The sequence below is a fragment of the Thermoplasma sp. genome (assembly GCF_008709555.1).
In the GTDB taxonomy this organism is placed as follows: Archaea; Thermoplasmatota; Thermoplasmata; order Thermoplasmatales; family Thermoplasmataceae; genus Thermoplasma.
The window spans coordinates 84,569-106,635 of sequence record NZ_VYIJ01000002.1; the positions used below are offsets into that span (position 1 = coordinate 84,569).

Here is a 22,067-nt window from a genome sequence, read left to right on the forward strand (position 1 = left end):
CAGCGAATACATTTACAATATATAGCTGATCAGAAGAAGCTGTCAAGGGTGCTGTTCTTGGGTGTCTCCTTTTCCTTTGGTTTTTTCTCATCCGTCGATGGTTCAAAGCTGTCCAATCTTGCTGTCTTATGTTCCTGGCCGAGGTCTGAACGGAACACGTCTATGACTCTGCCAAGCGTCTCAGAAAGCCTCCTCGCATAGTAATCCCAGTCCGGTTTAGCGCTGAGCTCCCTGCCGTATATGTACGGTTCAACCTCCTGCGGTGTGCGCTTGGCGTTGGTGACTATCCATGACACCTTCATTCCAGGAACGAATGTCTCCCCCATCTCTATGAGCTTTTTCGCAGCCCTTATGTTGGCAAGCGATTCCTGATTGGCCCTGTAGCTGTCGAATTCCTTAACGGTTCTGGATATGACAAGGCTCTCAATGTCGATGGATGGATCGCCTGACCTGACCTTCCGTATGAGATCGTCGGCGTATCTTATCGCACCATCTATATCCCTGTTCAGTATGAAGTCTATGACCTTCGACAATGCCTGGCTCTGCAGGTCGAAGGAATCTGTCCTGCGGACCTCGTATCCCTTTATTATTATTTCGCCCTTCATGTCTTCCGGATAAACGCATCTTCCAGCATACCTCTTTTTGGCTCCATGGGAAAAGAACGGGTCAAGAACCATTTGGAAGTCCAGAGTTAGGCCCTGCTCCTTCGAGAGCCTCTCACTGAGATCCTTGCCCCTCTTGATTGCTTCCTCCGTAGATTTGCCGCCAGATGCAACAAATACGCTGTCTGTATCTCCATATATCACGGTGTTTCCGGCAGCCTGAAGCGTTGATATTATACCTTTTATGGTCTCTCTGGCAAAGGCTGTTATGGCACTTCCGATCTTGTGGTCGGTGAATCTGTAAAAGGAGGAGGCCAGAACTCCGTAGAACGTGTTCATGAGGACCTTTATTGCGTTCTGTATGCCATCATAGAATTCCCGCTCTTCACGGGACTTGGCTGCCTTCATCTTCCGCTTCACATCATCCCTATCGGCCATGAGGTCCTGGAGTATCCTTGGAATGAGGCCCTTCCTCTTCTCCGGCGAGAGGAAGCGTACCCCGGTTGGTGATTCGATATCGCCGTTGGGATCTATGGTCGTGAAACAGACGTTGTACTTTATGATCATGGATGGGTACATGCTCTTGAAATCCAGAACTATAACGTTGGAGTAAAGCCCAGCACCTATGGTGTGCACGTATCCACCCTGGATCTCCTCGGTCTTGATCTCGTGCTGGTTCATTGGAACTCCAATGTTTTCCCTGTCAGCCGCTCTGATGAGTATGGAATCGACGTAATTGCTTGTACCTACATTTGCCACATCGTCAAGAGGTAGCTTCGTCACAGACGACATGTACATCAGCCTGTTCAGCACCATCATCTTCTCGAAGATACGCAGGGTCAGGTCTGCATCCTTTATGCAGTATGCTATAACCTCATCGCGCCTGTTCTTCCATTCCTCCTCTATCTTCAGGCGGTCTATGTTATCCTTGCCTTCCCCCAGAAGCATGTTTGCAACGTAATCCAGGGATTCATGCTTCGGATGGAGTATCCTCTTTACGCTCCACCACGTATCGCTTATAAGGCGTCCATGTACACGCCAGAACTGGTTCATTATCCTTCTTGGGATCGAACCGTCTCTCCCTATCTCCATCTTTATTCCGTATCTGTCCATCCTCTTCTTTATAACAGGTATATCATAGCCATCTATGTTGTAGCCAGTTATGACGTCCGGGTCCTCTGCCCTTATGAGATCCACGAAACCATGAAGTATGTTTTGTTCGTCTCCGGAGATCGAACCAGTGACGGTTTTACCCTGAAAGCTTATCGAATAGCCTATCACCAGTATCTTTCCGTAATCCTCTATGTTCTCCCTGTTGATCTCGTTCTCAACATCAAAACTAAGAACCTTCAGGTTGGGATTGAAATCACTCACGTTCTCGATCTTATCCACGCGTATGACCATATCAGTAGTGAAAGACGTCTCTCTGTCTGATATATCCTCCCCAGTTATCCTGACACATGATCCAAGGTCAAAATCGTATATGAACCTGTGGTGGAACGGTATGTCCGCAGCAAGAACCTCGAATGGACATCTCCCTCTGTAATCCGGAACCTTCCACGGGGATCTTATGTATATCCTCTTGACATTCTCGAATTTCCCCCTTATCCAGAGCTTCTTATCCTCCATCTTGACGAATTCAGGATCATTCTGAATGGCCCTTAGATATGCCTCATCCGGATCCACAACATCAAAGTAAGGCCTGAAACCGAAGTATAGTGCCGTTACAGAATACCCATCCCTGGTTCTACCGAAGAGTTCAACAGCCACATCGCTCTGCCTGTAAGACGCAGAGACGATCCTGATCTCTATCTCCATACGAACACACCATGCGTTACATATTTATAGATATGATGGGGACAGGATTCCAGATCTGGAAACGAAATCCTGATGGGTAAAGGAGGTTAACTCAGGAGGATGCACTTCAGTTAATGCCTTCTGCACCACGGGTGTGGATGAAACAATCCAATGTGCAGCCATATGTACCTGCGAATCTTTTTCCCCAAAGTATTTTGTGCTGCTCCTCAGCTGAAGCTCTGGATCTTCATTTAACGTGAATGGTCCGCCTGCACGTGGTTATGGTCTAAAGGCGAAATATATCCACGGGCATCGATTGTGCACCAGCTCTATAATTTGATCAACGAACGTATGAATGATATTTTTAAATTTCCAAAGGGAGAAGTCAGTGTATCTCAAGTCCGAATGAAAGCTTTACAGCTTCCTCCCAAACCCATAACTTTTTTAAGAGATGGAACAATGCGAAAACGTGGGCAGAGGAAGAGTGAGATCTATTGCCGTATACGTTATAATTCTAGGTACAATAATGGTGGCCTTGCTGGCACTATTATACGCCATAAGCCTCTTCCACATAGTGCCCCTGAAGTTTTCCCATGTCCTCTACGCAATTGTCATAGGTGTGATCATATATGCGATAGTGAAGGTCACTGTGAAGTACTTCGAGCGATTCTTTGCCACTCACAAGGAATACAGACATCTCAAATATGTGACATTTATAATAAGCCTGGTTGGTTATTTTATAATAGCGCTGGCAGTACTCGCTGCGCTAGGCATAGATGTTTCCTCGGTTATACTTGGTTCCGCCTTTGTAAGCGTGGTCATAGGCCTTGCCGCACAGACCGTCCTTTCAAATGTGTTCGGCGGGCTTTTCATATCGGTTGTCAGGCCTTTCAACGTTGGCGATCAAGTGATAATAAACACATGGCAGTACGGAGCTTCCCTACCATCCTATCCTCCAAAGTACTTCTCCAGGGACTTTATGGAGGCATCGATGTACAGGGGTGTCATTCTCGACATCTCGATGAACTACACGACGCTTGGGCTTGAATCAGGCGATACCGTCAGGATACCGAACGGCATAATGGTTCAGGCAGCGATCACGATAAGAAAGGGCATGGTGACAGTTCAGGCCAGATACGAGGTACCAAAATCGGTACCGTTCGATAGCGTTGCGCAGAAGCTCAGAGAAGATATACTGTCAGAGCACAACGCAAAGAATCTTGCCATATTCATAGATGAGAGCACCCTAAACACATACATCATGCTCATAAGAGGAGATTTTCCCGGTGAGGATGCTGATCCCATCAGGAGCTCGATAATCCGGAAGGCCATGGCGATCGTGGAACCGATGAAGGCCCATTAAAGAATACAAATCAGCGATGGCCGTGTATAGCACCCGTATCGCTGAAGAATGCTGAGATATATGCAGAACCTGTCTTTTCGAAGTACACGTTGAGACATTTCCCATCATAACCCATCTCGGAACATGGATGCTGTCTGAATTCCGGATAATCCTTGGATTTATAGTCCTGTTCAAACTTCATCGACATTGTTATGGAATAGAATGGCAGTCCGTTAGAATAGGCGCAGATGGCCAGAGGAAGAGTTCCGACTTTATGTATCAACGTGAGATCGGAGAGGACAGAATCTGAACCCACCACAACGGCATCGCTCATTGAAAGTGCAAGGCACATCTCGGCATCTGTCACCAGGTAAACGTCCTTTCCTGACTCGTAAAGCGTTTTCGCCATGATCCGACCTTCCAGCATGGGACGGCTCTCAAGCACATAGACCCGCTTGATGCTGTCAGAAGATGATATGAATTCACGGACGTTATGGCTGTTGCTCATGGTGGTGATGGCTTCCGCGTCGATCCCATTCAGCGCATTTTCTATGGACTTACGCTCCTGCGTCAGCATAATATCTCGAAAATTGTCAGGGGACATATCCGGATCGGAGATCGCGATCCTGGCCGCATTCCTGACAAGGGCCATTCCAACGAAGCTTTCCAGTATAGTTTCGTAATATCTCCTCTCTGGATGCCTGTGCAGAAATGAAAAAACCCTCATCGAAAGTTCGACCGATCCCGAGGTGTTGTCGTCTATAATGCTCCTGAATTCCTCTTGATCCGATCGTGCCATATTACTCCCTGCGATCATATTAGGGTCAGTATTGCATCAGACCTATGGAATATCCAAATGCCAGTGTATCTCCAGGATTCACGAGCCTTAGACCTATACCATTGTTGAAGGCATCAACGGCGGACATCATGGGCTCAACAGCCACGGATATGCCTGCGGAGTATTTACCATTGTAGATCACGAAAAATGGCATAGCCTGTCTCGAAATCTTCAATCTGGCATATCCCGTATCAAGAACTATATCGGAATCTGCGAAGAACTGATTATCGTATTCTTTTTTATAGCTATCATCGTCGAATGTTATCCTGTCCATCTTTCCGGTTGGGAAAGGTCCATCATACTCCATAAGCCAGGCCGTTTCAGGTTCAACTATCCTCCATCTGTCCTTGAAGAGAAAATATGGATGAAATCCGGCTGCTACAGGAGACCGCCGATCACCCACATTGCTGACAGAGATTTGACAGCTGTACGATTTCGACGTTATGCTGTGCGATATTCTGACCTTTAGATCTGAAGGATAACCGACCCCTGCCTGGATATTCGCTTCCATAGTTAAAGAATCGTCCTTACTGGTCGTTACGGCTAATCTCTGGCCGAGGACAAGACCATGAATGCTGTTTTTTCCCTCATTTCTTGGAAGAGAGTAATTCCTGCCATCCAGCACATATTCTGCGTTTCTCACCCTGTTTGCATACGGAAAAAGAAACGCCGATCCGTAATGTGTCGGAGAATCATCATAAGAGGGAAGTAATATATCGACGCCATCCAACTGAAGCGAAACCAGATGAGAACCGATTTCAGACAGCAATGCCCTGCTTCCATCCGACGTTATTTCGATTGTCATAAATAAGTCAAAGCTATACCGGATATAATACTTCGCGATTACGGATTATTTAGATTTTAGGGCGATAAAACAAGATCGTCTGAACCGTACTGAATAACAGACGAATTAAATAAAACAGATCTGCCACGCGCTTCAGCGTGACAGGGTGATCTCTATAGATGAAACGTTAGAACTGCCTCTCTCGCCCTGGAGGGTCTCAGTGTCTAGTTTTATCTCCTCGTATTTTGCGTCTGGAATGAATTTGTGCCTTGTGATCTCTGCAACATCCACTGCCTTGCTGATCGTCTTTCCACGTGCCTTTATTATTATCTTATTGGCGTTGTTGTTAAACTGGGTGACCACTGCAAGCACGTAGTTCATTGTCGGTTTCTTTCCTACAAAGATTATGTTCTCCTCTGCCATTTTTGATCACTACTGATACGGATTTCTGCTTAATATATAACAGTATCGCAAATGAAAATTACCGGATGATCATGGACAATAACCATCATAGAAAAAACTGTTGATAAGCGCTTCGCAGATGCATTGGTGCCGGGATATCCCTGCCATGCACTCATTTGATGGAGTTAGCGAAAGAAAATACATAATCAATATATTTCATTACTGCTATCTTTTATCATGAGCAGAAAGACTGCCCTAATAATCGGGGCAAGTGAGACGTTTGGCTATTTCACGGCCAAAGATCTTCTGCAGAACGGCTTCAGGGTAACTATCAACGCCAGAAACAAGGAGAAACTGTCAAAAATCAAGAATGAACTCGAATCAAAGGGCGAAATCGATTATATTGCGGGTGATGTATCAGCCGAATCCACTATCAAATCCATAAGAGACCATTACAATGATTCAGGTATAGACGCGCTAATAATGGGTTTAGGAGGCTACGCATCGGACAGCATTAGGGATCCAACAAATATCAATGCGATGTTTGAGGATAACGTTATTCTTCCCTTCAACACGCTTTCGAAACTCCTCGATCTGATGGCGAACCCATCTTCAGTTGTCTTCATGAGCAGTGTGTACTCCAGCCTGATGGTCTCTGAGAATTCTTTCTCCTACTCTGGGAGCAAGGCAGCGCTGAACAGGATGGTTGCCTCAGCAGCGAAATCTCTGCTTAAAAACAGAATAAGAATAAACGCCGTGATCACGACTTCAATGGAGGAAAAACCACATTCTGAAACGGATGTTCATTTCAATCCGGGCAAACAATCGATCGATCCGGATCTCGTGGCTATGGCCGTTGTATTCCTCGCCGGTGAGAGATCAATGGGGATAACCGGATCGGTCATAACCGTTGACCAGGGATTTTCCCTGAGATGATGCGCCTGGATTATGTCATGCCCTGGCAGGCCTGGCGAGGAGGAAATATGAAACAGATCCGGATGCAAGAAGCAGAATGGAGACAGTTATCGTACCAATTAGCACATGTCCGCCCACTATCAGCATCGATCCAAGAAACACCGGTATGACTGCCACGCCAGCATTCGTAGCTACGCTGAACATTGCCGTTGAAAAACCTGCTTCTTCAGGGCGCGGGGAATAATACGTAACGGATGTCATGGCCATCGACCAGTATGCGTTTCCGAAGAATCCGAAGAAGAAGTATGAGATCCCTATAATGGGAAGCGATTTTGAAAACTCGAGTGATACGGCCATCAGCACTCCAAAAACAAGAGTAAGTGATCCTGTGGAGATCAGTCCATATCTCAGGTTCTGGTTTCTGCCGAAGAGAGAGGGAAGTATCATAGCACCGAGTGCGGATCCCAGGAAGGTCAGGCCGCCGAACAATCCTCCCACCTCGAGGGCAGTGGATTCGGTGAAGCCATGGAGCAGAAGCACGCTTGACGCTATGCTTCCGAACATGACTGAAATGGCCGATATTGTCAATCCCACGTACCAATTCTTTATCATTCCCACCCTGAATACGCCCTTGAAGCTGCGCGAAGCATAGTAGTTAGGGAATTTTCCTGCAGACAGTAAAAGAAGGATCATCAACACGAATACGGCAATCGCTGGAAGCTCCAGGGTGATATTCAAAGGAACCGCAATGAGTATGTAAGGCGTAATAAGGGATCCAACGGCCATTCCAAGGAAGAGAGATCCAACACTCATGCCTATGATCGTGTGGCTTCTCCCTGCACCAAACACCTCGGCAATGCTTCCTACAGGAGCCATTGCGAGCGGATAACCCACTGCAGCCAAAATGGAAAACGCCAGGAAAGGCAGATAGCTGTGGAAGAATGGCCTCAAGGAAAGGCCAATAAACGTGAGTATGGCGGAGGCAATTATTGAATTCTTGACCCGTCCTCTGAATGAAAGATATCCTGCAAGCAGTCCGAATGCTACCATCGTATATCCATATGCAGAAACTATCAGGATCAGATCTGACGGTGATGATCTGGTCACAGATACGAGTTCAGGTATTATGGGGGCGATCATGAACCAGCCAAAACCTATGAAGAACAGCAGCGCAATATAGAGGCTGAATATCCCATTAACCTTCAAGTCTTTCACCCGCAGATGCGTTTGATATGTCTGACAATAACAAGCTCAATGATTTCATGCTATCTACGATCGGTATTTGAATCTTTTCAGCGGTCGCCATGATATGCGCATTTTTTTGACGAAGCATGGTGGGCTGTTTGGCAGGATGTGCAGCGATAGATCAGAATGAACCCTTATACAGGATTTTCACCGATTGCTGCTTCATGGAGGCAAAAAGATCCTCATCGACCTCACCGGAAAATTCGATATAGAAGTAGTATTTCCATACACTGTCTCTCAGCGGCCTGGAGTATATCATATTCATATTGATGCCTCTGTTTGCCAGAACCCCGATTAGACTGTGAAGCGAACCCGGTCTATCTGGAATTATGCACAGCATTACATGTCTTGACCCATCCTTCCTGTATTCCCTGCCTATGAGTACAAACCTTGTTATATTAGGCGTCGCAGGATCTATTCGATCCATATTGGATAGACCATATTCAATTGCGGCTTTCTTGGAACATAACGCTGCACCTGCCTCGTCCATGGATGCAAGCCTTGCAGCCTCTGATGTACTGTTTGTCCTTACGACTTCAAGATCTCCCATACTCTCCAGATAATCTTTCGCCTCTGCTATGGCGTGTGGATGAGAATACACCCTCCTGATCCTTCCTCTGTCACATTTTGATGCTAGAAATATCTCTATAGGGATCTCGACGGAGGCCATCACGTAAATATCCTCATATCTGAAGAGACCGTCCAATGTCTCATTGACAGGCCCCTCAATGCTGTTTTCCACGGGAACTACACCATAACCTTCGTTCATGGAAACCCTTTTGAATATGGCGCTTATCGATCTTTCGGGCTTAAGATCGGATCCGAATCTCTCCGCGGCTTCATGCGAGAAACTCCCTGGTGGACCGAGATAAAATACGACTGAGATCTTCATCATGCGAGGGGCGGGATTTGAACCCGCGAACCCCTTCGGGACAGGATCTTAAGTCCTGCACTGTTGGCCTGGCTTAGTTACCCTCGCGTTTCTGCGATGCAACCACGAGATAATAATCTTTCCAGTTTCGATGAAACGAGATCTTTCAGGCGATTCTCAAATCACACGTCGAGATTGCCTGTTATCATACTCAGGAATATTAATATCCAATAACCATATGAGGTTGCATGGCATTTCCTGGTGGTAATTTTCCAACAGATGGAGAACTTGTCGAGTTTGAGACAGAGGAGGAACCAAAGTGGATCACGGTGAAGCTGAAGGATGGATCCGTGCTCCAGATAAAGATGGAAATAGTGTCTATTCTCAGAAATGGAAATGATCCTAACACCGGGATACCGAATTACATGATACAGGCAACGAACATCATAAGATTGGTGAAGGTTCCAAAAGAACTCATAGTGAAACCGAAGAAGGGTAACGAACAGGGTGGCCAGCTATACAGATGATGCCTTAATTTCATCATGAAATAACGATAATAATAAATCTAAAGATCGCCATTTCCTAAGTCAATAAAGAAGATGGTTTTACTGTTCCATCCTCGGTGCGAGCAGGAACAGCCCCTTTATCTTGGCGTCTGGGTTCTGATCCAGGTAAAACTCCACAGAAAGTGGATAATCATCCCTGAAACTCAATTTCAGAGAATCTGTTGAAGACACTGCCTTTATGAATTTCAGCAGATATTCGAGCGGATATGAGCTCTTGATGGTGGTATTGCAAGACATATCCGTTATCATGTCCTTTGGCAGGATCATCTCTGATTCCTCTGATTCGGAGTGCGAATAGGCTTTGAAACCCTCAGGAGACAGCGTGAATCTTATGGAATCTGATATATCTTCGGCAGCCCTCAGACCCCTCTCGAAATCTGACTTTCTCACGACAGCATAGTACTCAGACGTTATGTTGGGTATTTTTGGAGTTACGATCGTTGATGGATCGAGAAGAGAAATGCTCTTATTGATCGTACCAAGCTCAAACTTGAGCTTCTCACCATCCTTGGTTATGCCCACATTCTCTGAGGAACTGGCCAGCCTTATCACTGACTTGAGCCTGTCTATGTCCAGTGCTATCTCCTCCTGCCCGTCCGTGTGAAACTCAACGAACGCTTCCTTTGGCACCTCCAGCCTTATCATGGCAACATGTGCAGGATCCACTGCGGTCACATTCATACCGCTGTCATCAACCCTGAACTTTGCCTCTGATACTATTGTACTGAGTAAATCCGTTATCTCCTTGAGATTTTTAACCGAAAGGTTCAGCCTAATCATATCACAACACCATTCAGCGTCTGTTCCGCTTATTCTCAATATATTCTCGCCAGGCACCAGGAACACATGCCCCATGTGTAGGCGTCTTCACAGATCTATACGGATGATCAACCGCAAAAACAGATAATGCTACGAGATATAAATTTTTGTTTCAGCATGGGGGCACGGCCGCTGAAGACTCTATGTTTCAGTATCGGCCTTTCTTTCTGGATCCGTGCGTATGATCGCATATATCATGGCGACGATCACGATCGCTATTGCCAGAAACTGGAGAGAGAGCCGTGACATAACGGTTATGAAGTAGAAGGCAGCAGTCCCCAGTATGGAACCATAGAGTATTGAATATGCAAAAGAGTTCGATCTGTCTATGGATCTGTTGCCATTCCGGTATGAGGCCACGATGATGGATATCATCGACACAACAAAACCTGCTATAAGATAGGTATTTATGGGAATGCTGAAGGTGGCCAGCGGTAGGCTGAATTCATAACCATAGACGATGAGGGTATAGAGAGCCTCATACTCCATAAGCTCAACGTATATATATAAAGTGAAGAACGGATATCCGGTCTGGTTGAACACTATCAATGCGGCGATCATGTCCAGAAACGTGAGCGTGGAGAAAGCCATCAGCGTTATGACTGAATAGAGTTTTTTCGCAAATAAACCCTCAAGCAGCGTCACTATGCCTATGACAAGGGTGACGGACACCATAAATGGTTTATCTATCGGTGTACCCAGGATCAGGTATCTGTGAGGTATGCTCCCCGTTGAAGCGGCCAGCCATATGATGACCGATGACACAGCAATCAGCAGTGCCACAGGGTAGACGAGACTTCGGTACATCCGTCCGATAAATCTTCTGATGATTGGAAGGAAGGCAAACAGGAATAGAATGAACGGATCAGCGTATGAATAGATGCGTGGCAGCACGTATATAGCCATGAATATCGGGGGCAGCATTACACCGGTATTGATCACAATCCCAGTGATCGAATCCATATTTGCGTTTCCCATTCACTCACCTATATTGTTCATCTTGGCATAGAGGTATGAGGAGACGAGCTTTCTGTATGCATCGCGAGAGCCAACGATTTCTGTTCTGAAACCAAGGCTTCTAAGTATCTCCCTCTTCCTGTCAACGATGCTACGCTGCTTGTGGAAGAGCGTGGCTCTGAGCGTACGGTTCTCTTCACCTGTCACAACGAAATCATACGGATTTACCACGAAGAACATTGCCTTATATGATCCGATAATATCTCTGACGGATACTGGATCTTCGCCGTATTCGAATGAGCTTATGACGAATATCATGGTTGTCTTCTTGATCTTCCTCCTTAGGAAATCAATAGAATACCGCATTGAAAAGGACCCTGAAGGCCTGATGTCAGATATGACCTTCTGCAGATTTTCGATGGGGGTAGCAGTACGTTCCGGTGGAATGAAGATGTTTATGTCAGAGGATGATATGAAATAACCCACACCATCCTGGTTCTTCCTGATCTTATATGACGTCTTTATAACATCAGCCATTATGGAGTCAAACATTCTCTTCCCATCGTGGCCCTGATTCATTCCGTTTCCATAGTCTATCAGGAAGATCACGTCCATTATGCGCTCCTCCTCCATCTGTTTGACATAAAGATCGTCGCCCTTTGTTCGTCCGATCATTGACCATGCCACGTACCTTATCTCATCACCGGGAACGTATTCCCTCAGGGTCAGAAAATCATATCCCTGGCCGGCCTTCTTGTTGTAGTGTATTCCAGTATAATACAGCATATTGCTTATCCTCTCGCTCCTTGCAGCCATTATCTCGCTCAGAGCTGGCGCAACCTTCAGATCTATGGTTCTTGATACCTCGGCCCTCTCAATGGCAAACCTCATTCCGTCCTCGGTGTATACCGATACTGGGCCAAGCCTGTATCTGCCTATTGTGTTCGGTGTCACGATGAATTTCCTGACCACCCTCTCAAATGGTTTCAGGGCAAGAAAGCCCTCGAAATCACCGGCCATCCTGAATGTGTCCGATGAATAAACGTAATAATGAAACGATAGCGGTGAATTGTTCTGATTCAGGAATGCGATGGTGAACTCCTTTGGAGAGAATTTCCTGGCCTTCTCGTTCTCAGCCGATATCTCTACTTCAACGTTCCTGACCTTTCTTGCAGTTGTCAGATTGAAGATAAGGATATCTGATGAGAACACGAAGAAAAGTATTATGGAGAATATGATGTAGTATTTGTATCCCAGAAGTATCGATTCGAATATGTTGTATATGGACGCACTCAGTATCAGATAGCCAGCCTTTCTGATCATTTCGGAACCGGAACCTCTGAGAGAACACGGTCTATTATCCTCTTCACTATAAGCTTCGGATCATCTGTTTCGTCCATTATTGCCTCTGGCTTCAGTATCAGCCTGTGGTTCAGGATCTCGAATGCCATGAATGTTATATCCTCTGGTATAACGTAACTTCTGCCGCTTATCAGGGCATTGGCCCTTGCGGCCTTCATGTACTTCGCGGTTGTTCTTGGGCTGGCACCCAGGTAGACAAGATCGTTCTCACGCGTACGCCTCATCAGATCGACAAGGTACTGCTTTATCTCATCTGCAATGTAAACGTTGTCAACCTGCGACCTGAATTCTATTATCTCGTCAGGCATAAGAACAAGCGATGGATCCTCGTACTTGCCGATGGAATTCAATATACTGAGTTCGTCCTCTCTGCTCGGATACTCAAGGTAGTACCTGAACAGGAAACGGTCCATCAGCGCCTCTGCAAGCGGAAATGTCCCTTCCTGTTCTATCGGGTTCTGAGTCGCTATGACAAAGAATGGCTTTGGCAGGCTGTGCGTTTCTCCGCCTATGGTCACCTGGGTCTCCTCCATTGCTTCGAGCAGAGCCGACTGAACCTTTGGAGGTGTCCTGTTTATCTCATCCGCCAGCACAACATTGGCAAATATGGGACCCTCCTTGAACTCCATCTTCCTAGATTCTATATTGAACATTATGGTTCCGGTGACATCAGACGGAAGCATGTCAGGTGTGAACTGTATCCTCCTGAACTTCATCTTCGTATGCCTGGCAAACTCATTGGCCAGCATGGTCTTTGCGAGCCCTGGAACTCCCTCCATCAGCAGATGATTGCCTGTCAGAAGCGCTATGAACATGAAGCGCACTATCCTTCTGGATCCTATGACTCGCTTACCTATGCTCTCCTCTATACTTATCACGGTATTTCTCAGATTCTCAAGATCCTCTATAACTTCCATAATCCTCACCCAGGATCAGCTTATCCAGCTTCATCTTGCTGAGCTGATCATATATCCTGGCTATTTCGGAAAAGATGCGATCCCTCTCTTCCTTTGCCCTCTTTCTCCTCCTTCTGCTTGGGGAATTGAGCCTGTTGGTGTATTTTCTGTACAGCTTCATATAATACCTGTATTCTTCTACAAGGCCCTTCACCGACTCAAAGTCCTTTTCCACCTTCGACAGGTAGTAGTCTATATCGTTATCCCTGACGTGCGGATATTCCTGGTTTATATAGTTGGCAGGAACATCAAAAAGCTCCTTCTTCTGGTTGTCCGTTGGGTAATCATCCGGTACTGCACGTTTTGCATAGTGCCTTACAACAAAAACCATGATGAATAGCATCAGAGCTGGTATGAGAAAACGGAATATGACCAGGGGATAGGCTATTATGTTCGAGAACATGGTACTAAGTATTGACACTTCCATCATCACCACTGAAATAAAGCTTCGTTATGTCCATATAGTTATATATGCCGGTCAGGCGATCAACTATTTCGCCGTTATCCTCTATTGCGGAATCTGAATATTTGGCCTTTTCATAGTATTTGAGATAGAACTCAACTATCTTCACGAAGCAGGCGACCTTTGGCTCAGATGACGTAAGATCGATGTCTGATATGCGGTCAATGATGAATTTACCGTCCACGACGGCTTCCTCTGGTAGATCTATTCCGAGCCCCTTCAGGGTGCTAACAATGAACGATCTCTCGCCAGCCTGCGAGGTGGACTGAATACCAAAATATCGCACGTAATCATTCTTCACGTTGCTGTATCCAGATATTATGGCATCCTTCACCTTGCCCTCTGTTATGCTTTTCCTCGCAGAAACTATGGCGGGCACATCACCCACAGTCTTCACTTTTATGACCGTTTTCACTTCCTCTTTCTGCTTCTTTCTTCCGAAGCTGAACAACGTTTTTTTCTCTTTCTTTACTGGTTCGCTCTGGAAATCTATCTTTGCCTGCCTGTCCTCATCACCCATCTACATCACCTCGAGGTTCGTACGGTATTCCTGTATCGAACCACTGATCTGATATCTGAGATACTCGGATTCGAGCGAGAATGGGAATTTCAACTGGACCTGTATTTCAGAGGTCGAATTTATATACGTATCATTCAACGTCATGTAATCAGATGAAACCGGGATCACCTGAATCGGAATTTGGCTTGTATTGATCAGCATAGTTGTATTATTGGTAGAAATATTAAGACCTATAAAGGTTATATTATGTATGTATCCTGGCACAAAGCCGTTAGAGTTATATGATATATTGAATTCCTCCCAGAATTCTCCTCCGGGTAAGCTGAGCGGATAAACTCTCTCTGATGTGAAATTCTTAAAGAAATTCGTAACATTGAATACAATAACCCTCATGGTATGTGCAGCGTTGAGTACAACTGAAGTTGAATTGGCTGGATTAAGATCAGCACCGGTAAGGTAAGCTCTAAAGGAATAAGTACCAGGGGCCAGCAGATAAGCCTTCTCTGAGGTTACTGTGATATTGCTGTAAGAGATATTAATTGAGGATCCTGGATCAGAGGACAGCGAAAAATACCATGGAGTTACCGACTCATTTTCCACGGCGATTATGTAAGGTATGAGATCGTCAGGAACGCTGGTGTTGCTGGAAAGCTTGAGGCTAAAAGAATATGGCATGAATGATGAATTGCTGTACTTGAATGTGTAGTTGGATCTCGGGAGAGTATAGTTGACGAAAAGCCTGCTGCCATTATCTGCCATCTTAGGGCTTATACCAAACGCATTTCCATTGAGGCTTATGGTGGATTCTGGTATCCTCTGATCTGTAAGATTGAAGATCCTTGAATAGTTGTATAGATCGAATGACAGCGTGTACAGTGTTCTTGCCTCAAGCTGAACCGTAGCTGAAGTGTTTCCAGTTGCGTTAACCGTCAGGTTACCCCTGTACTTCAGAAAATAGAATCTCATGTAATAGTGGCCTGTGTAGTTCAGCGTGATTATATCAGTTCCATTGCTGCTGGTGTTACCCAAGTATCTATATTCCGCGGAATCGAAAACCATGAACATCTCGAACTCGGAGGAGTTTACACTCGAATCCCCGTAGAGGAATTTGAGATCCAGATGTATGACCTTATTTGCATATATGGAGCTGCCATTACTCGATGGGTAATACGCGATAGGAACAGAAAACTCCGTGTTCTGCGACAAACCTGGGCCGATGGATGATACGGGTTCAAGCATTCCTGTGATATCAGCACTGGACGTGATGTCCTCACTGAGGTTGAGCTGCTTGTATCCAGGATCGTTAACGCTGAAAGTATAGTTTCCTCCGATCAGTGATAGGCTTCCTGATCCGTTGAAAGAGAAGTTGCCGACAGGTATTCCGGCAGAGTATACGGATACATTATACGGGATAAGACCGGTGGAATTGCTTATCTTCAAAGTCACAGTATAGGATGAACCTGGCCTAGGTACGAAGTGCAGGTCATGATGGGTGGTTTCTGATCTTACCTGAACTGAGAAATTGTATGGATAGAAGCCTACAGCATCTGCGCTGAAGTTATAATAACCCGCATATAGCAATGTTATGTTATAGTAACCCTGATCGTTTGTTCTGGTCATTACGTAAAAACCTGTGCCCTGAATGGATATCAAGAATTTGATATAGGCGCTGGTGAGAGGTATCCTGTGACCGCTGGAATTGTAATATGCCTGCCCAACAAGGAGATAAGTACCAGGGGAACTTCCGTTTATGTAAGTCTGGTTTTCGGGAAGTCTGGATGTTGCTCTATTACCGCCCAGCATCGGATCGGCAACCGGCAGCGTTATGTTGACATCAGATTGGTTTGACACCGCCAGCAAACTGACGTTACCATATCCGTATCCCTCGGCAATGGCGATGAGAATAACAGGCCCGGCACTAACGTTTATGGTGTAGAAACCGCTCCTGTTTGAAGTTGCTACATATCCGTCATACATAACGGTGGCATTGCTCACCGTCTTTCCTACCTCATTCTTGACGTATCCAGATATCACTATGGATCTCGCTCCAGAAGATATAAGGGTGATGTTCTGCATCAAGCTATGACCATCTATGTTTATCATATTCGGAGATGCGTTGTCTCCAAAACCAGGCTTGTAAACACCTATTACGTAAGTTCCATTGTAAAGGCTGGCATTATAGCTGCCATCAATTCCCGACTCGACCACAACCGATGCGCCGTGGACGAATGTTATTTCGACGTTTGGTACTGCACTGCTGTTGTATAGGGTGAATCCGTGAACTATGTACTTCGCAGATGGACTGAAGCTCAGATTCAACCACACAGTACCTGATGTTATGAAGTCGAAATAATGGTAAACAGTATTGTATCCATACACGTAGAAAGCTATGTTGGCCTTGCCAGTCTTAAGGATACCGATTCTGTAATACCCGCTGGCCGAAACATTGTAATAAGTCGAATAGGGGCCGGCTGCAACCGTCAGCTCTGTATCGGATATTCTCGCAGAACTGGATCGATTGTAAAGATAGCCCTGAACCCATATTGTTGCGTTTCCAGATGGAATAAAATAGGATGAATTCAGGCCTACAGCGTATCTGTTCAAGGTCTGATTTACGAATACCACCTGCTCCTTTGGCATCTTATTTAACTTGATATGGATAGGATTGCCCGTTGGATAGCCAACGTTTGCGAATGTAAATATTGACGAGAAAATAATAATACCCAATACGGCCAGAGCTATATATTTAGGAGACAATATTGATTTACCGCAATACCATATTTAAATTTTCGTACGATGAAAACCTTCAACGTATCTGTTCCATTTAAATAATCCGAATAAAAGGAGATGATCCTGAACGCTGAAGTGAACATTTGAGGTACAATTTAGAGATAAAGGGAAGCAACGAACATCAACAAAGTATCAAAATGTTAAATAGAAGCCATTAAGTACGTCGCACTGTTGCATGATCTCATGAAGTGGATCACAAGGGAAAGAGCGATGGTAGACAGGATCGCATGTCCATGACTCGTAAAGAATTTCATAGATAGGGATGCTGAGTTTATCTTCGCCCCGGCATCGAAAGTCATGGAAATGGCAAAAGAACTCAACGCAATACCCTTTGACGTGGATGGTGCAGAACTGACGCATTACCATGATGGTACGATGGAGTACGTGAGCTTCGACGCAATCATTAAAAAATACAATCTTACCGATCCGGCACTTCTGAAGCTTGCTGAGATAGTAAGAGGAGCTGATTCGGAGATGGAAAATCCACCACCGGAGAGTTATGGCCTAAAGGCCCTGGCTAGAGGCTTCAGGTTGATCTCCAAGGATGATTTCGAAAACATGAAGCTGCAGTTTCCAGCATACGATGCACTCTACGCCTACTGTAAGGATAAGGTGCATACGATGAAGAGATGATCTGGGATTGCTTCTTTATGTTGATTTATCTGACCTTGACCGCGATACCTTTCTTCAATTCAATCATCGCTCTGGCAGGCATCTTCGCTATTCCGACACCGCGTATCTCTCCATTGTGCACCAGAACAACCTCATCCTCCTGCCTTATGTCTTCCGTGGCATCCACGACACCCATCGCATAAACATTTGACGTTGGCTTGAAGTCGTCGATTTCTACGAGAAACTTGCCGTTTTTCACGAACATATCAGCTGAAGCCTTATTTATTGTGAATTTGCCAAGATTCTCGTTGTAAACAAAGAGGATCTTACCGTCCTTAACGATCATGTCTTGATTATAGTTTCTCCTTATGGTGTATCCGGATACGAGAGGCGATATCCACTCACCGAACTGGTATCTCATCACCGAATCGTACTTTGCAATTTTCTGATTTATTCCCTTTCCACCGCTGACCTCCCTCTGTATAACTTCTCTGAGCCTCTGGAGGTTGGATGACCTGAATTCTATGACCTCATGCGGATAGGGTATTGCATCGACTATGAAATCAAGATCCTCTGGTATGAACGCTATAACCTTCCTGTACCTGTTACGATCCATATAACTGCGCATCATGCGCTTCATCATCACCTTCTCATCCTCATACCATAGCCCGATGACAGGGATATCGTAAAACCTGGCAGGATAGGTCTCTTCCAGGTCCCTCGGTACTATGCCTATGGGGGAAGTCACGATCACCTCATGGATGAATTTCCTCAGATCACCGAGCGATCCGATCACCTTCTGATGGCTCTTCGACCTTGAATAAGGTTTCCTTGCAGAGCACGGAAGTATGAGGGCTATATCAAGATCCGGCTTCGTGTACGATTCCGATATGTAATTCCTGTATCTTATCAGATCAGGCCTGTATAAGTCTTCTATTGTATTTGCCTTTATGTACGGTGTTCTGGCGGGAAACACCCCCTCGAAGTCCTGATAGTATGAGTAATCAGCGATCCTGATGATCTCAGCGGCCTTGCTGGATATAACCGTCTTCTCTATGATGTCCCTGAGTGTTCCGTTTGATATCGATCTCTGGATATCACGCATCATCTCGGATAAGAACATTGAATTTTCTGACGACACATCATGATCCGTCTTCTCTACACCGAATGGGGTGAAGCGGTATCCCATACTGCCCTCCATCTGCAGAAGGCTTTCGTCAAAAAACGATACACCCAGATACACAAGAGCCGGAATGGAGTAGGGATCGCTTATCCCTGAAATGAATATCAGTTTTGAAAAACCGTATCTTGAATGTATGCCCATTATTGTCCTTACAAGGTCCTTTGGTTTCCTTACTAGCTCGGATCCATTCGGCACGATCACGAGCTTATCGGTTTCCAGTATCTCCTGTTTTATCTTCGATGGATACAAAATTTGTCTCGGGATCCTATCCCCCATTATCTCTATGTCAGTATCGGTATAATTTATACCATGACCTTGTCCGATTATGGCCGGATATACTTTATCGTCAAGCCTGCCATATCTGGAATATCCGAAGAGAGCCAGATCTTCAATCATTTATTCACGATATTTTGACGGCATTATTTAAAGTTCGTATGCGGGATTAGATAGCCCTCCGAATTGGAAAATTCAACTGAGAATGTTCAAGAAAACGCGGGGAGTGGGATTCGAACCCACGCTCTCATAAGAGAAACAGCTTAGCAGGCTGCCGCCTTACCTCTGGGCCATCCCCGCCCTGGATTCACTGGCTGAACCTTTCCTGCAGGTCGTTGGCGATCTGTTCCAGCATCTCTTCGAAATCCTCGTTTTCGAAGGTGAAAACCTCACCGCTCGGCAGTATTATCTTTGCATAATATATATCGCCATCCTTGGAGACCTCAACCTGAGCCAGTTCCTCTGTCATACCTATCAAGCCTTAAATGATTTGCCTGTATTATACTTTTACGCAGAGTTGTTTCAGGCACTGCTGCCACAGGATCGTGTTTATATCCGGATCTGAATACCCGATCGAATGGAGTCCAGAGCCTATCTCATTCCATGCAATGAGGCGGATGCAGCCATAAGAGGCCTGATGAGATCTGGCATTATAAGGAAGGATCTGAAGATCAGAAAGATAGACGGCTTCATAGCTGTCCCGGTTAAGGATGAGGATCAGTCCATCAGGTTCGAAACGGCAAACCTTGATTTTGAAGAGAGGAGGCAGGAGAACGTAAAGGATATGATGCGCAACGCGCTAGTCAAAGAATACCGATATAATGGCCCAATTCCTGATAGGTGGGTGAGGTACGGCAACGCAGTTTTTCTTGACAAACATGTCGACGAGCGCGTTTTCCGAGTCATGAAGCGTTTTCTCGGGGTGGAATCCATATATGTTTACCGTGGGATATCTGGCCCTGAGAGGATCCCAGTCGTAGAGTTCCTCTACGGGAAGAGAGGAGATGTTGTACACACTGAAAATGGAATAAGGTTCAGGTTCGATCCGGAGAGGATAATGTTCTCGCCAGGCAACACAAACGAGAGAACAAGAATGCGTTCCATAAGCTTCAAAGGAGAAACAGTCCTTGACATGTTCAGTGGTATCGGCTATTTCACATTACCGATTGCTAAATATGGAGATCCAGCCAGAGTATTTGCGTGCGACATAAATCCAGACGCAATACACTATCTTAGGCAGAATGCTGTTATTAACGGGGTAGGTGATCTGATCCTTCCCATACTTGGAGATTCAAGGGTTACATGTCCTGAAGGCCCGTTCGATTCCATCATCATGGGAAATTTCAAATCTCTGATGTATCTGCCAGCTGCGCTGAGAAGATCCAGAGAGAACACTAGGATAGTTCTTCATCACCTGGTATCGCAGGAGAATCTGGGACGATACAGGTATGATATAATGTCCTACACCTCTTCTCTTGGGTACCTGACCGTGATAGAGGATTCGCACATCGTAAAATCATATGCCCCCAAGATGTTCCATGTATCAACGACCCTCAGGATACTGAGAATCACCGGTTAAAATATAATGGCAAGCCTTTTATACCTTGCTCCACAATACATTTCGCTGGTAGGATAAAAAATTGAGATCCCCGGCGATTTAAATTCCTCCGAGGGAATTAATGGCCAGGAATGAGATCATAGAGCTATAGATTCATTTTGGGACTATGCGAACGACGTTACTGCCCCTGACAACAACGGTACCAAGTTTTCTTGAGACGTTCTCGCTGTTCTCATCCACATCATCCAGTACCATATTCATGTACTCGTCAAATCCTGTGAGAACACCCTCAAGAACCCTGTTATCCTTAAGAAGCAGAGAAACTCTCTTGTTCACACTTTCCTCAAGCATCTTCATTGGCATCATCAAGACCATTTCACCCCTCAATTGTATTCATCATCATCAAAGTTATCCTCACGGCTCATTATGACCTGTATCAGACCACGGAGGACCTCCTTAACATCATCCAGCTCCTTCCTCATATTCTTGACTTCCCTGTTGAGCGCCTCAACATCCTTAGCCTTATCATTACCTGCATATTTCATCATCAAAACCCCCTTAATTCTGCCTGTGGGCCTCACTATGACTGCCGCCATGGGTTATCCTGTTTTCGTAATTGAATATATCTACTTGGCCATAGTCATCCGCAATCTTACGAATCTCAGTGCGCTGGCAGTTTTCACAGTACAATGTTATATTCTTCTTCACAAGTGGCTGCCTGCATCTGGAGCATACGGCACTTATCACACCGTAGTGGTTGCCATTTATGGATATTTCCGGCATATCCCCGGTCCTCACGACATATCCCCTGATCAGATCGCCAACAGCCACAAAATCTGACTGCGGTCTCCTGGACATGCCGAATGAAAGCTGCATCTCCTCATCTACCTCTCTGAGCCCGGTTCCTCTCTGAAATACCCCTACAACCCTGACGATGTACCTGTGAGAGTCGTTTTTTATAACCTGCCCATAAACGACGTCTCCCTTCTTCAAGAAGAACTCCCTCTTCCCAGTGTCTACGGATATCGTAAGATTGACGTCGTCCCTTAAGATATTGCCGAACTTGGTGGCCACGATTTCGCCGTTTTTCTCCTCTGTGTTCTTTCCTGGCAGGTACTCCTCAGTTGTGGCAATTACGTCTCCTGGAAAAGCAACCTTTTTTTCTCCTTCCATATGTATTCCTTTGTATACTTTGGCCTGTACGGCTATATC

22 protein-coding genes, 2 tRNA genes and 1 pseudogene are annotated in these 22,067 nt (G+C 45.5%); 5 read left to right on the plus strand and 20 right to left on the minus strand.

The features are described from left to right. Positions 1-29: 29 nt before the first annotated feature. Complete coding sequence (locus tag F6Q11_RS01285; protein ID WP_297025916.1) at positions 30-2,420, minus strand: DNA-directed DNA polymerase; 2,391 nt, start codon at positions 2,418-2,420, stop codon at positions 30-32. A 448-nt stretch (positions 2,421-2,868) separates the two neighbouring features. Between F6Q11_RS01285 and F6Q11_RS01290 the strand changes: the two genes are divergently transcribed. Beyond that, a complete protein-coding gene (locus F6Q11_RS01290; protein ID WP_297025917.1) occupies positions 2,869-3,762 on the plus strand; it encodes a mechanosensitive ion channel family protein in 894 nt (297 codons plus the stop codon). A gap of 10 nt (positions 3,763-3,772) precedes the next feature. Here F6Q11_RS01290 and F6Q11_RS01295 read toward each other — a convergent pair whose 3' ends face one another. The 3 genes from F6Q11_RS01295 to albA all read right to left on the minus strand — a co-directional run bounded on the left by F6Q11_RS01295 (position 3,773) and on the right by albA (position 5,786). Beyond that, positions 3,773-4,540, minus strand: a complete 768-nt coding sequence (locus tag F6Q11_RS01295) for a hypothetical protein (RefSeq protein ID WP_297025918.1) — start codon at positions 4,538-4,540, stop codon at positions 3,773-3,775. 25 nt (positions 4,541-4,565) lie between these two features. After that, positions 4,566-5,384: an aldose 1-epimerase gene (locus F6Q11_RS01300; RefSeq protein WP_297025919.1), complete on the minus strand. Its 819-nt coding sequence runs from the start codon at positions 5,382-5,384 to the stop codon at positions 4,566-4,568. A gap of 132 nt (positions 5,385-5,516) precedes the next feature. Then, positions 5,517-5,786, minus strand: coding sequence for a DNA-binding protein Alba (gene albA, locus F6Q11_RS01305; protein ID WP_010901321.1), 270 nt, complete (start codon positions 5,784-5,786; stop codon positions 5,517-5,519). A gap of 216 nt (positions 5,787-6,002) precedes the next feature. Between albA and F6Q11_RS01310 the strand changes: the two genes are divergently transcribed. After that, positions 6,003-6,701: an SDR family NAD(P)-dependent oxidoreductase gene (locus F6Q11_RS01310; protein ID WP_297025920.1), complete on the plus strand. Its 699-nt coding sequence runs from the start codon at positions 6,003-6,005 to the stop codon at positions 6,699-6,701. A gap of 15 nt (positions 6,702-6,716) precedes the next feature. Here the strand turns inward: F6Q11_RS01310 and F6Q11_RS01315 are convergent, their stop codons facing one another. The 3 genes from F6Q11_RS01315 to F6Q11_RS01325 all read right to left on the minus strand — a co-directional run bounded on the left by F6Q11_RS01315 (position 6,717) and on the right by F6Q11_RS01325 (position 8,904). Next, positions 6,717-7,886: an MFS transporter gene (locus F6Q11_RS01315; protein WP_297025921.1), complete on the minus strand. Its 1,170-nt coding sequence runs from the start codon at positions 7,884-7,886 to the stop codon at positions 6,717-6,719. A 160-nt stretch (positions 7,887-8,046) separates the two neighbouring features. After that, positions 8,047-8,820, minus strand: coding sequence for a prephenate dehydratase domain-containing protein (locus F6Q11_RS01320; RefSeq protein ID WP_297025922.1), 774 nt, complete (start codon positions 8,818-8,820; stop codon positions 8,047-8,049). Then, positions 8,820-8,904 (minus strand) — tRNA-Leu (locus tag F6Q11_RS01325). Before F6Q11_RS01325 ends, F6Q11_RS01320 begins: the two co-directional genes overlap by 1 nt. 140 nt (positions 8,905-9,044) lie before the next feature. Between F6Q11_RS01325 and F6Q11_RS01330 the strand changes: the two genes are divergently transcribed. Further along, entirely contained in the window at positions 9,045-9,323 is a 279-nt protein-coding gene (locus tag F6Q11_RS01330) for a hypothetical protein (protein ID WP_010901325.1), read from the plus strand. A 78-nt stretch (positions 9,324-9,401) separates the two neighbouring features. Here F6Q11_RS01330 and F6Q11_RS01335 read toward each other — a convergent pair whose 3' ends face one another. The 7 genes from F6Q11_RS01335 to F6Q11_RS01365 form a co-directional block, all read right to left on the minus strand. Then, positions 9,402-10,142: a DNA polymerase sliding clamp gene (locus F6Q11_RS01335; protein ID WP_297025923.1), complete on the minus strand. Its 741-nt coding sequence runs from the start codon at positions 10,140-10,142 to the stop codon at positions 9,402-9,404. Between the two features lie 180 nt (positions 10,143-10,322). After that, the gene (locus tag F6Q11_RS01340; RefSeq protein WP_297025924.1) at positions 10,323-11,159 is read right to left on the minus strand and encodes a hypothetical protein; all 837 of its coding nucleotides are present in this window, start codon (positions 11,157-11,159) and stop codon (positions 10,323-10,325) included. Continuing rightward, positions 11,160-12,461: a DUF58 domain-containing protein gene (locus tag F6Q11_RS01345; protein ID WP_297025925.1), complete on the minus strand. Its 1,302-nt coding sequence runs from the start codon at positions 12,459-12,461 to the stop codon at positions 11,160-11,162. Then, on the minus strand, positions 12,458-13,417 hold the full coding sequence (locus F6Q11_RS01350) for a MoxR family ATPase (protein ID WP_297025926.1): 960 nt from the start codon (positions 13,415-13,417) through the stop codon (positions 12,458-12,460). Before F6Q11_RS01350 ends, F6Q11_RS01345 begins: the two co-directional genes overlap by 4 nt. After that, positions 13,395-13,883 carry a hypothetical protein gene (locus tag F6Q11_RS01355; protein WP_297025978.1) on the minus strand — a complete coding sequence of 163 codons (489 nt, stop codon included), beginning with the start codon at positions 13,881-13,883 and terminating at the stop codon, positions 13,395-13,397. Before F6Q11_RS01355 ends, F6Q11_RS01350 begins: the two co-directional genes overlap by 23 nt. Beyond that, positions 13,864-14,439 (minus strand): hypothetical protein, encoded by a 576-nt coding sequence (locus tag F6Q11_RS01360; protein WP_297025927.1) that lies wholly within the window; start codon positions 14,437-14,439, stop codon positions 13,864-13,866. The genes F6Q11_RS01355 and F6Q11_RS01360 overlap by 20 nt, the downstream gene beginning before the upstream one ends. Continuing rightward, positions 14,440-17,079, minus strand: coding sequence for a carboxypeptidase-like regulatory domain-containing protein (locus F6Q11_RS01365; protein ID WP_297025928.1), 2,640 nt, complete (start codon positions 17,077-17,079; stop codon positions 14,440-14,442). It lies immediately after the preceding gene. 333 nt (positions 17,080-17,412) lie between these two features. On the opposite strand from F6Q11_RS01365, the pseudogene F6Q11_RS01370 reads away from it, so the two are divergent. Continuing rightward, positions 17,413-17,862 (plus strand): annotated as a pseudogene (locus F6Q11_RS01370) (chromate resistance protein ChrB domain-containing protein). A gap of 25 nt (positions 17,863-17,887) precedes the next feature. On the opposite strand, the gene F6Q11_RS01375 reads toward F6Q11_RS01370, so the two are convergent. From F6Q11_RS01375 to F6Q11_RS01385, 3 genes are all read right to left on the minus strand, one after another. Then, the gene (locus F6Q11_RS01375; protein WP_297025929.1) at positions 17,888-19,420 is read right to left on the minus strand and encodes a DUF5591 domain-containing protein; all 1,533 of its coding nucleotides are present in this window, start codon (positions 19,418-19,420) and stop codon (positions 17,888-17,890) included. A gap of 95 nt (positions 19,421-19,515) precedes the next feature. Further along, a tRNA-Ser gene (locus F6Q11_RS01380) sits at positions 19,516-19,597 on the minus strand. A gap of 7 nt (positions 19,598-19,604) precedes the next feature. Then, on the minus strand, positions 19,605-19,766 hold the full coding sequence (locus F6Q11_RS01385) for a hypothetical protein (RefSeq protein WP_297025930.1): 162 nt from the start codon (positions 19,764-19,766) through the stop codon (positions 19,605-19,607). A gap of 108 nt (positions 19,767-19,874) precedes the next feature. On the opposite strand from F6Q11_RS01385, the gene F6Q11_RS01390 reads away from it, so the two are divergent. Further along, a complete protein-coding gene (locus F6Q11_RS01390) occupies positions 19,875-20,876 on the plus strand; it encodes a class I SAM-dependent methyltransferase family protein (protein WP_297025931.1) in 1,002 nt (333 codons plus the stop codon). A 132-nt stretch (positions 20,877-21,008) separates the two neighbouring features. Here F6Q11_RS01390 and F6Q11_RS01395 read toward each other — a convergent pair whose 3' ends face one another. Genes F6Q11_RS01395 through F6Q11_RS01405 form a run of 3 tightly spaced genes read right to left on the minus strand, consistent with a single transcriptional unit; the run spans position 21,009 to position 22,028 of the window. Beyond that, positions 21,009-21,230, minus strand: coding sequence for an LSM domain-containing protein (locus F6Q11_RS01395; RefSeq protein ID WP_241761805.1), 222 nt, complete (start codon positions 21,228-21,230; stop codon positions 21,009-21,011). A gap of 8 nt (positions 21,231-21,238) precedes the next feature. Beyond that, entirely contained in the window at positions 21,239-21,403 is a 165-nt protein-coding gene (locus F6Q11_RS01400; protein WP_297025932.1) for a hypothetical protein, read from the minus strand. 10 nt (positions 21,404-21,413) lie between these two features. Beyond that, positions 21,414-22,028, minus strand: a complete 615-nt coding sequence (locus F6Q11_RS01405) for an exosome complex RNA-binding protein Csl4 (protein ID WP_297025933.1) — start codon at positions 22,026-22,028, stop codon at positions 21,414-21,416. Between the last annotated feature and the right edge of the window lie 39 nt (positions 22,029-22,067).

Coding starts and splice junctions, on each gene's coding strand:
- F6Q11_RS01300 (WP_297025919.1), bottom strand. CDS start 5,384: ATGACAATCGAAATAACGTCGGATGGAAGCAGGGCATTGCTGTCTGAA.
- F6Q11_RS01330 (WP_010901325.1), top strand. CDS start 9,045: ATGGCATTTCCTGGTGGTAATTTTCCAACAGATGGAGAACTTGTCGAG.
- F6Q11_RS01405 (WP_297025933.1), bottom strand. CDS start 22,028: ATGGAAGGAGAAAAAAAGGTTGCTTTTCCAGGAGACGTAATTGCCACA.
- albA (WP_010901321.1), bottom strand. CDS start 5,786: ATGGCAGAGGAGAACATAATCTTTGTAGGAAAGAAACCGACAATGAAC.
- F6Q11_RS01355 (WP_297025978.1), bottom strand. CDS start 13,883: ATGGAAGTGTCAATACTTAGTACCATGTTCTCGAACATAATAGCCTAT.
- F6Q11_RS01350 (WP_297025926.1), bottom strand. CDS start 13,417: ATGGAAGTTATAGAGGATCTTGAGAATCTGAGAAATACCGTGATAAGT.
- F6Q11_RS01320 (WP_297025922.1), bottom strand. CDS start 8,820: ATGATGAAGATCTCAGTCGTATTTTATCTCGGTCCACCAGGGAGTTTC.
- F6Q11_RS01310 (WP_297025920.1), top strand. CDS start 6,003: ATGAGCAGAAAGACTGCCCTAATAATCGGGGCAAGTGAGACGTTTGGC.
- F6Q11_RS01360 (WP_297025927.1), bottom strand. CDS start 14,439: ATGGGTGATGAGGACAGGCAGGCAAAGATAGATTTCCAGAGCGAACCA.
- F6Q11_RS01385 (WP_297025930.1), bottom strand. CDS start 19,766: ATGACAGAGGAACTGGCTCAGGTTGAGGTCTCCAAGGATGGCGATATA.
- F6Q11_RS01400 (WP_297025932.1), bottom strand. CDS start 21,403: ATGATGAAATATGCAGGTAATGATAAGGCTAAGGATGTTGAGGCGCTC.
- F6Q11_RS01295 (WP_297025918.1), bottom strand. CDS start 4,540: ATGGCACGATCGGATCAAGAGGAATTCAGGAGCATTATAGACGACAAC.
- F6Q11_RS01285 (WP_297025916.1), bottom strand. CDS start 2,420: ATGGAGATAGAGATCAGGATCGTCTCTGCGTCTTACAGGCAGAGCGAT.
- F6Q11_RS01340 (WP_297025924.1), bottom strand. CDS start 11,159: ATGGGAAACGCAAATATGGATTCGATCACTGGGATTGTGATCAATACC.
- F6Q11_RS01390 (WP_297025931.1), top strand. CDS start 19,875: ATGGAGTCCAGAGCCTATCTCATTCCATGCAATGAGGCGGATGCAGCC.
- F6Q11_RS01345 (WP_297025925.1), bottom strand. CDS start 12,461: ATGATCAGAAAGGCTGGCTATCTGATACTGAGTGCGTCCATATACAAC.
- F6Q11_RS01365 (WP_297025928.1), bottom strand. CDS start 17,079: ATGCCAAAGGAGCAGGTGGTATTCGTAAATCAGACCTTGAACAGATAC.
- F6Q11_RS01395 (WP_241761805.1), bottom strand. CDS start 21,230: ATGGTCTTGATGATGCCAATGAAGATGCTTGAGGAAAGTGTGAACAAG.
- F6Q11_RS01335 (WP_297025923.1), bottom strand. CDS start 10,142: ATGATTAGGCTGAACCTTTCGGTTAAAAATCTCAAGGAGATAACGGAT.
- F6Q11_RS01375 (WP_297025929.1), bottom strand. CDS start 19,420: ATGATTGAAGATCTGGCTCTCTTCGGATATTCCAGATATGGCAGGCTT.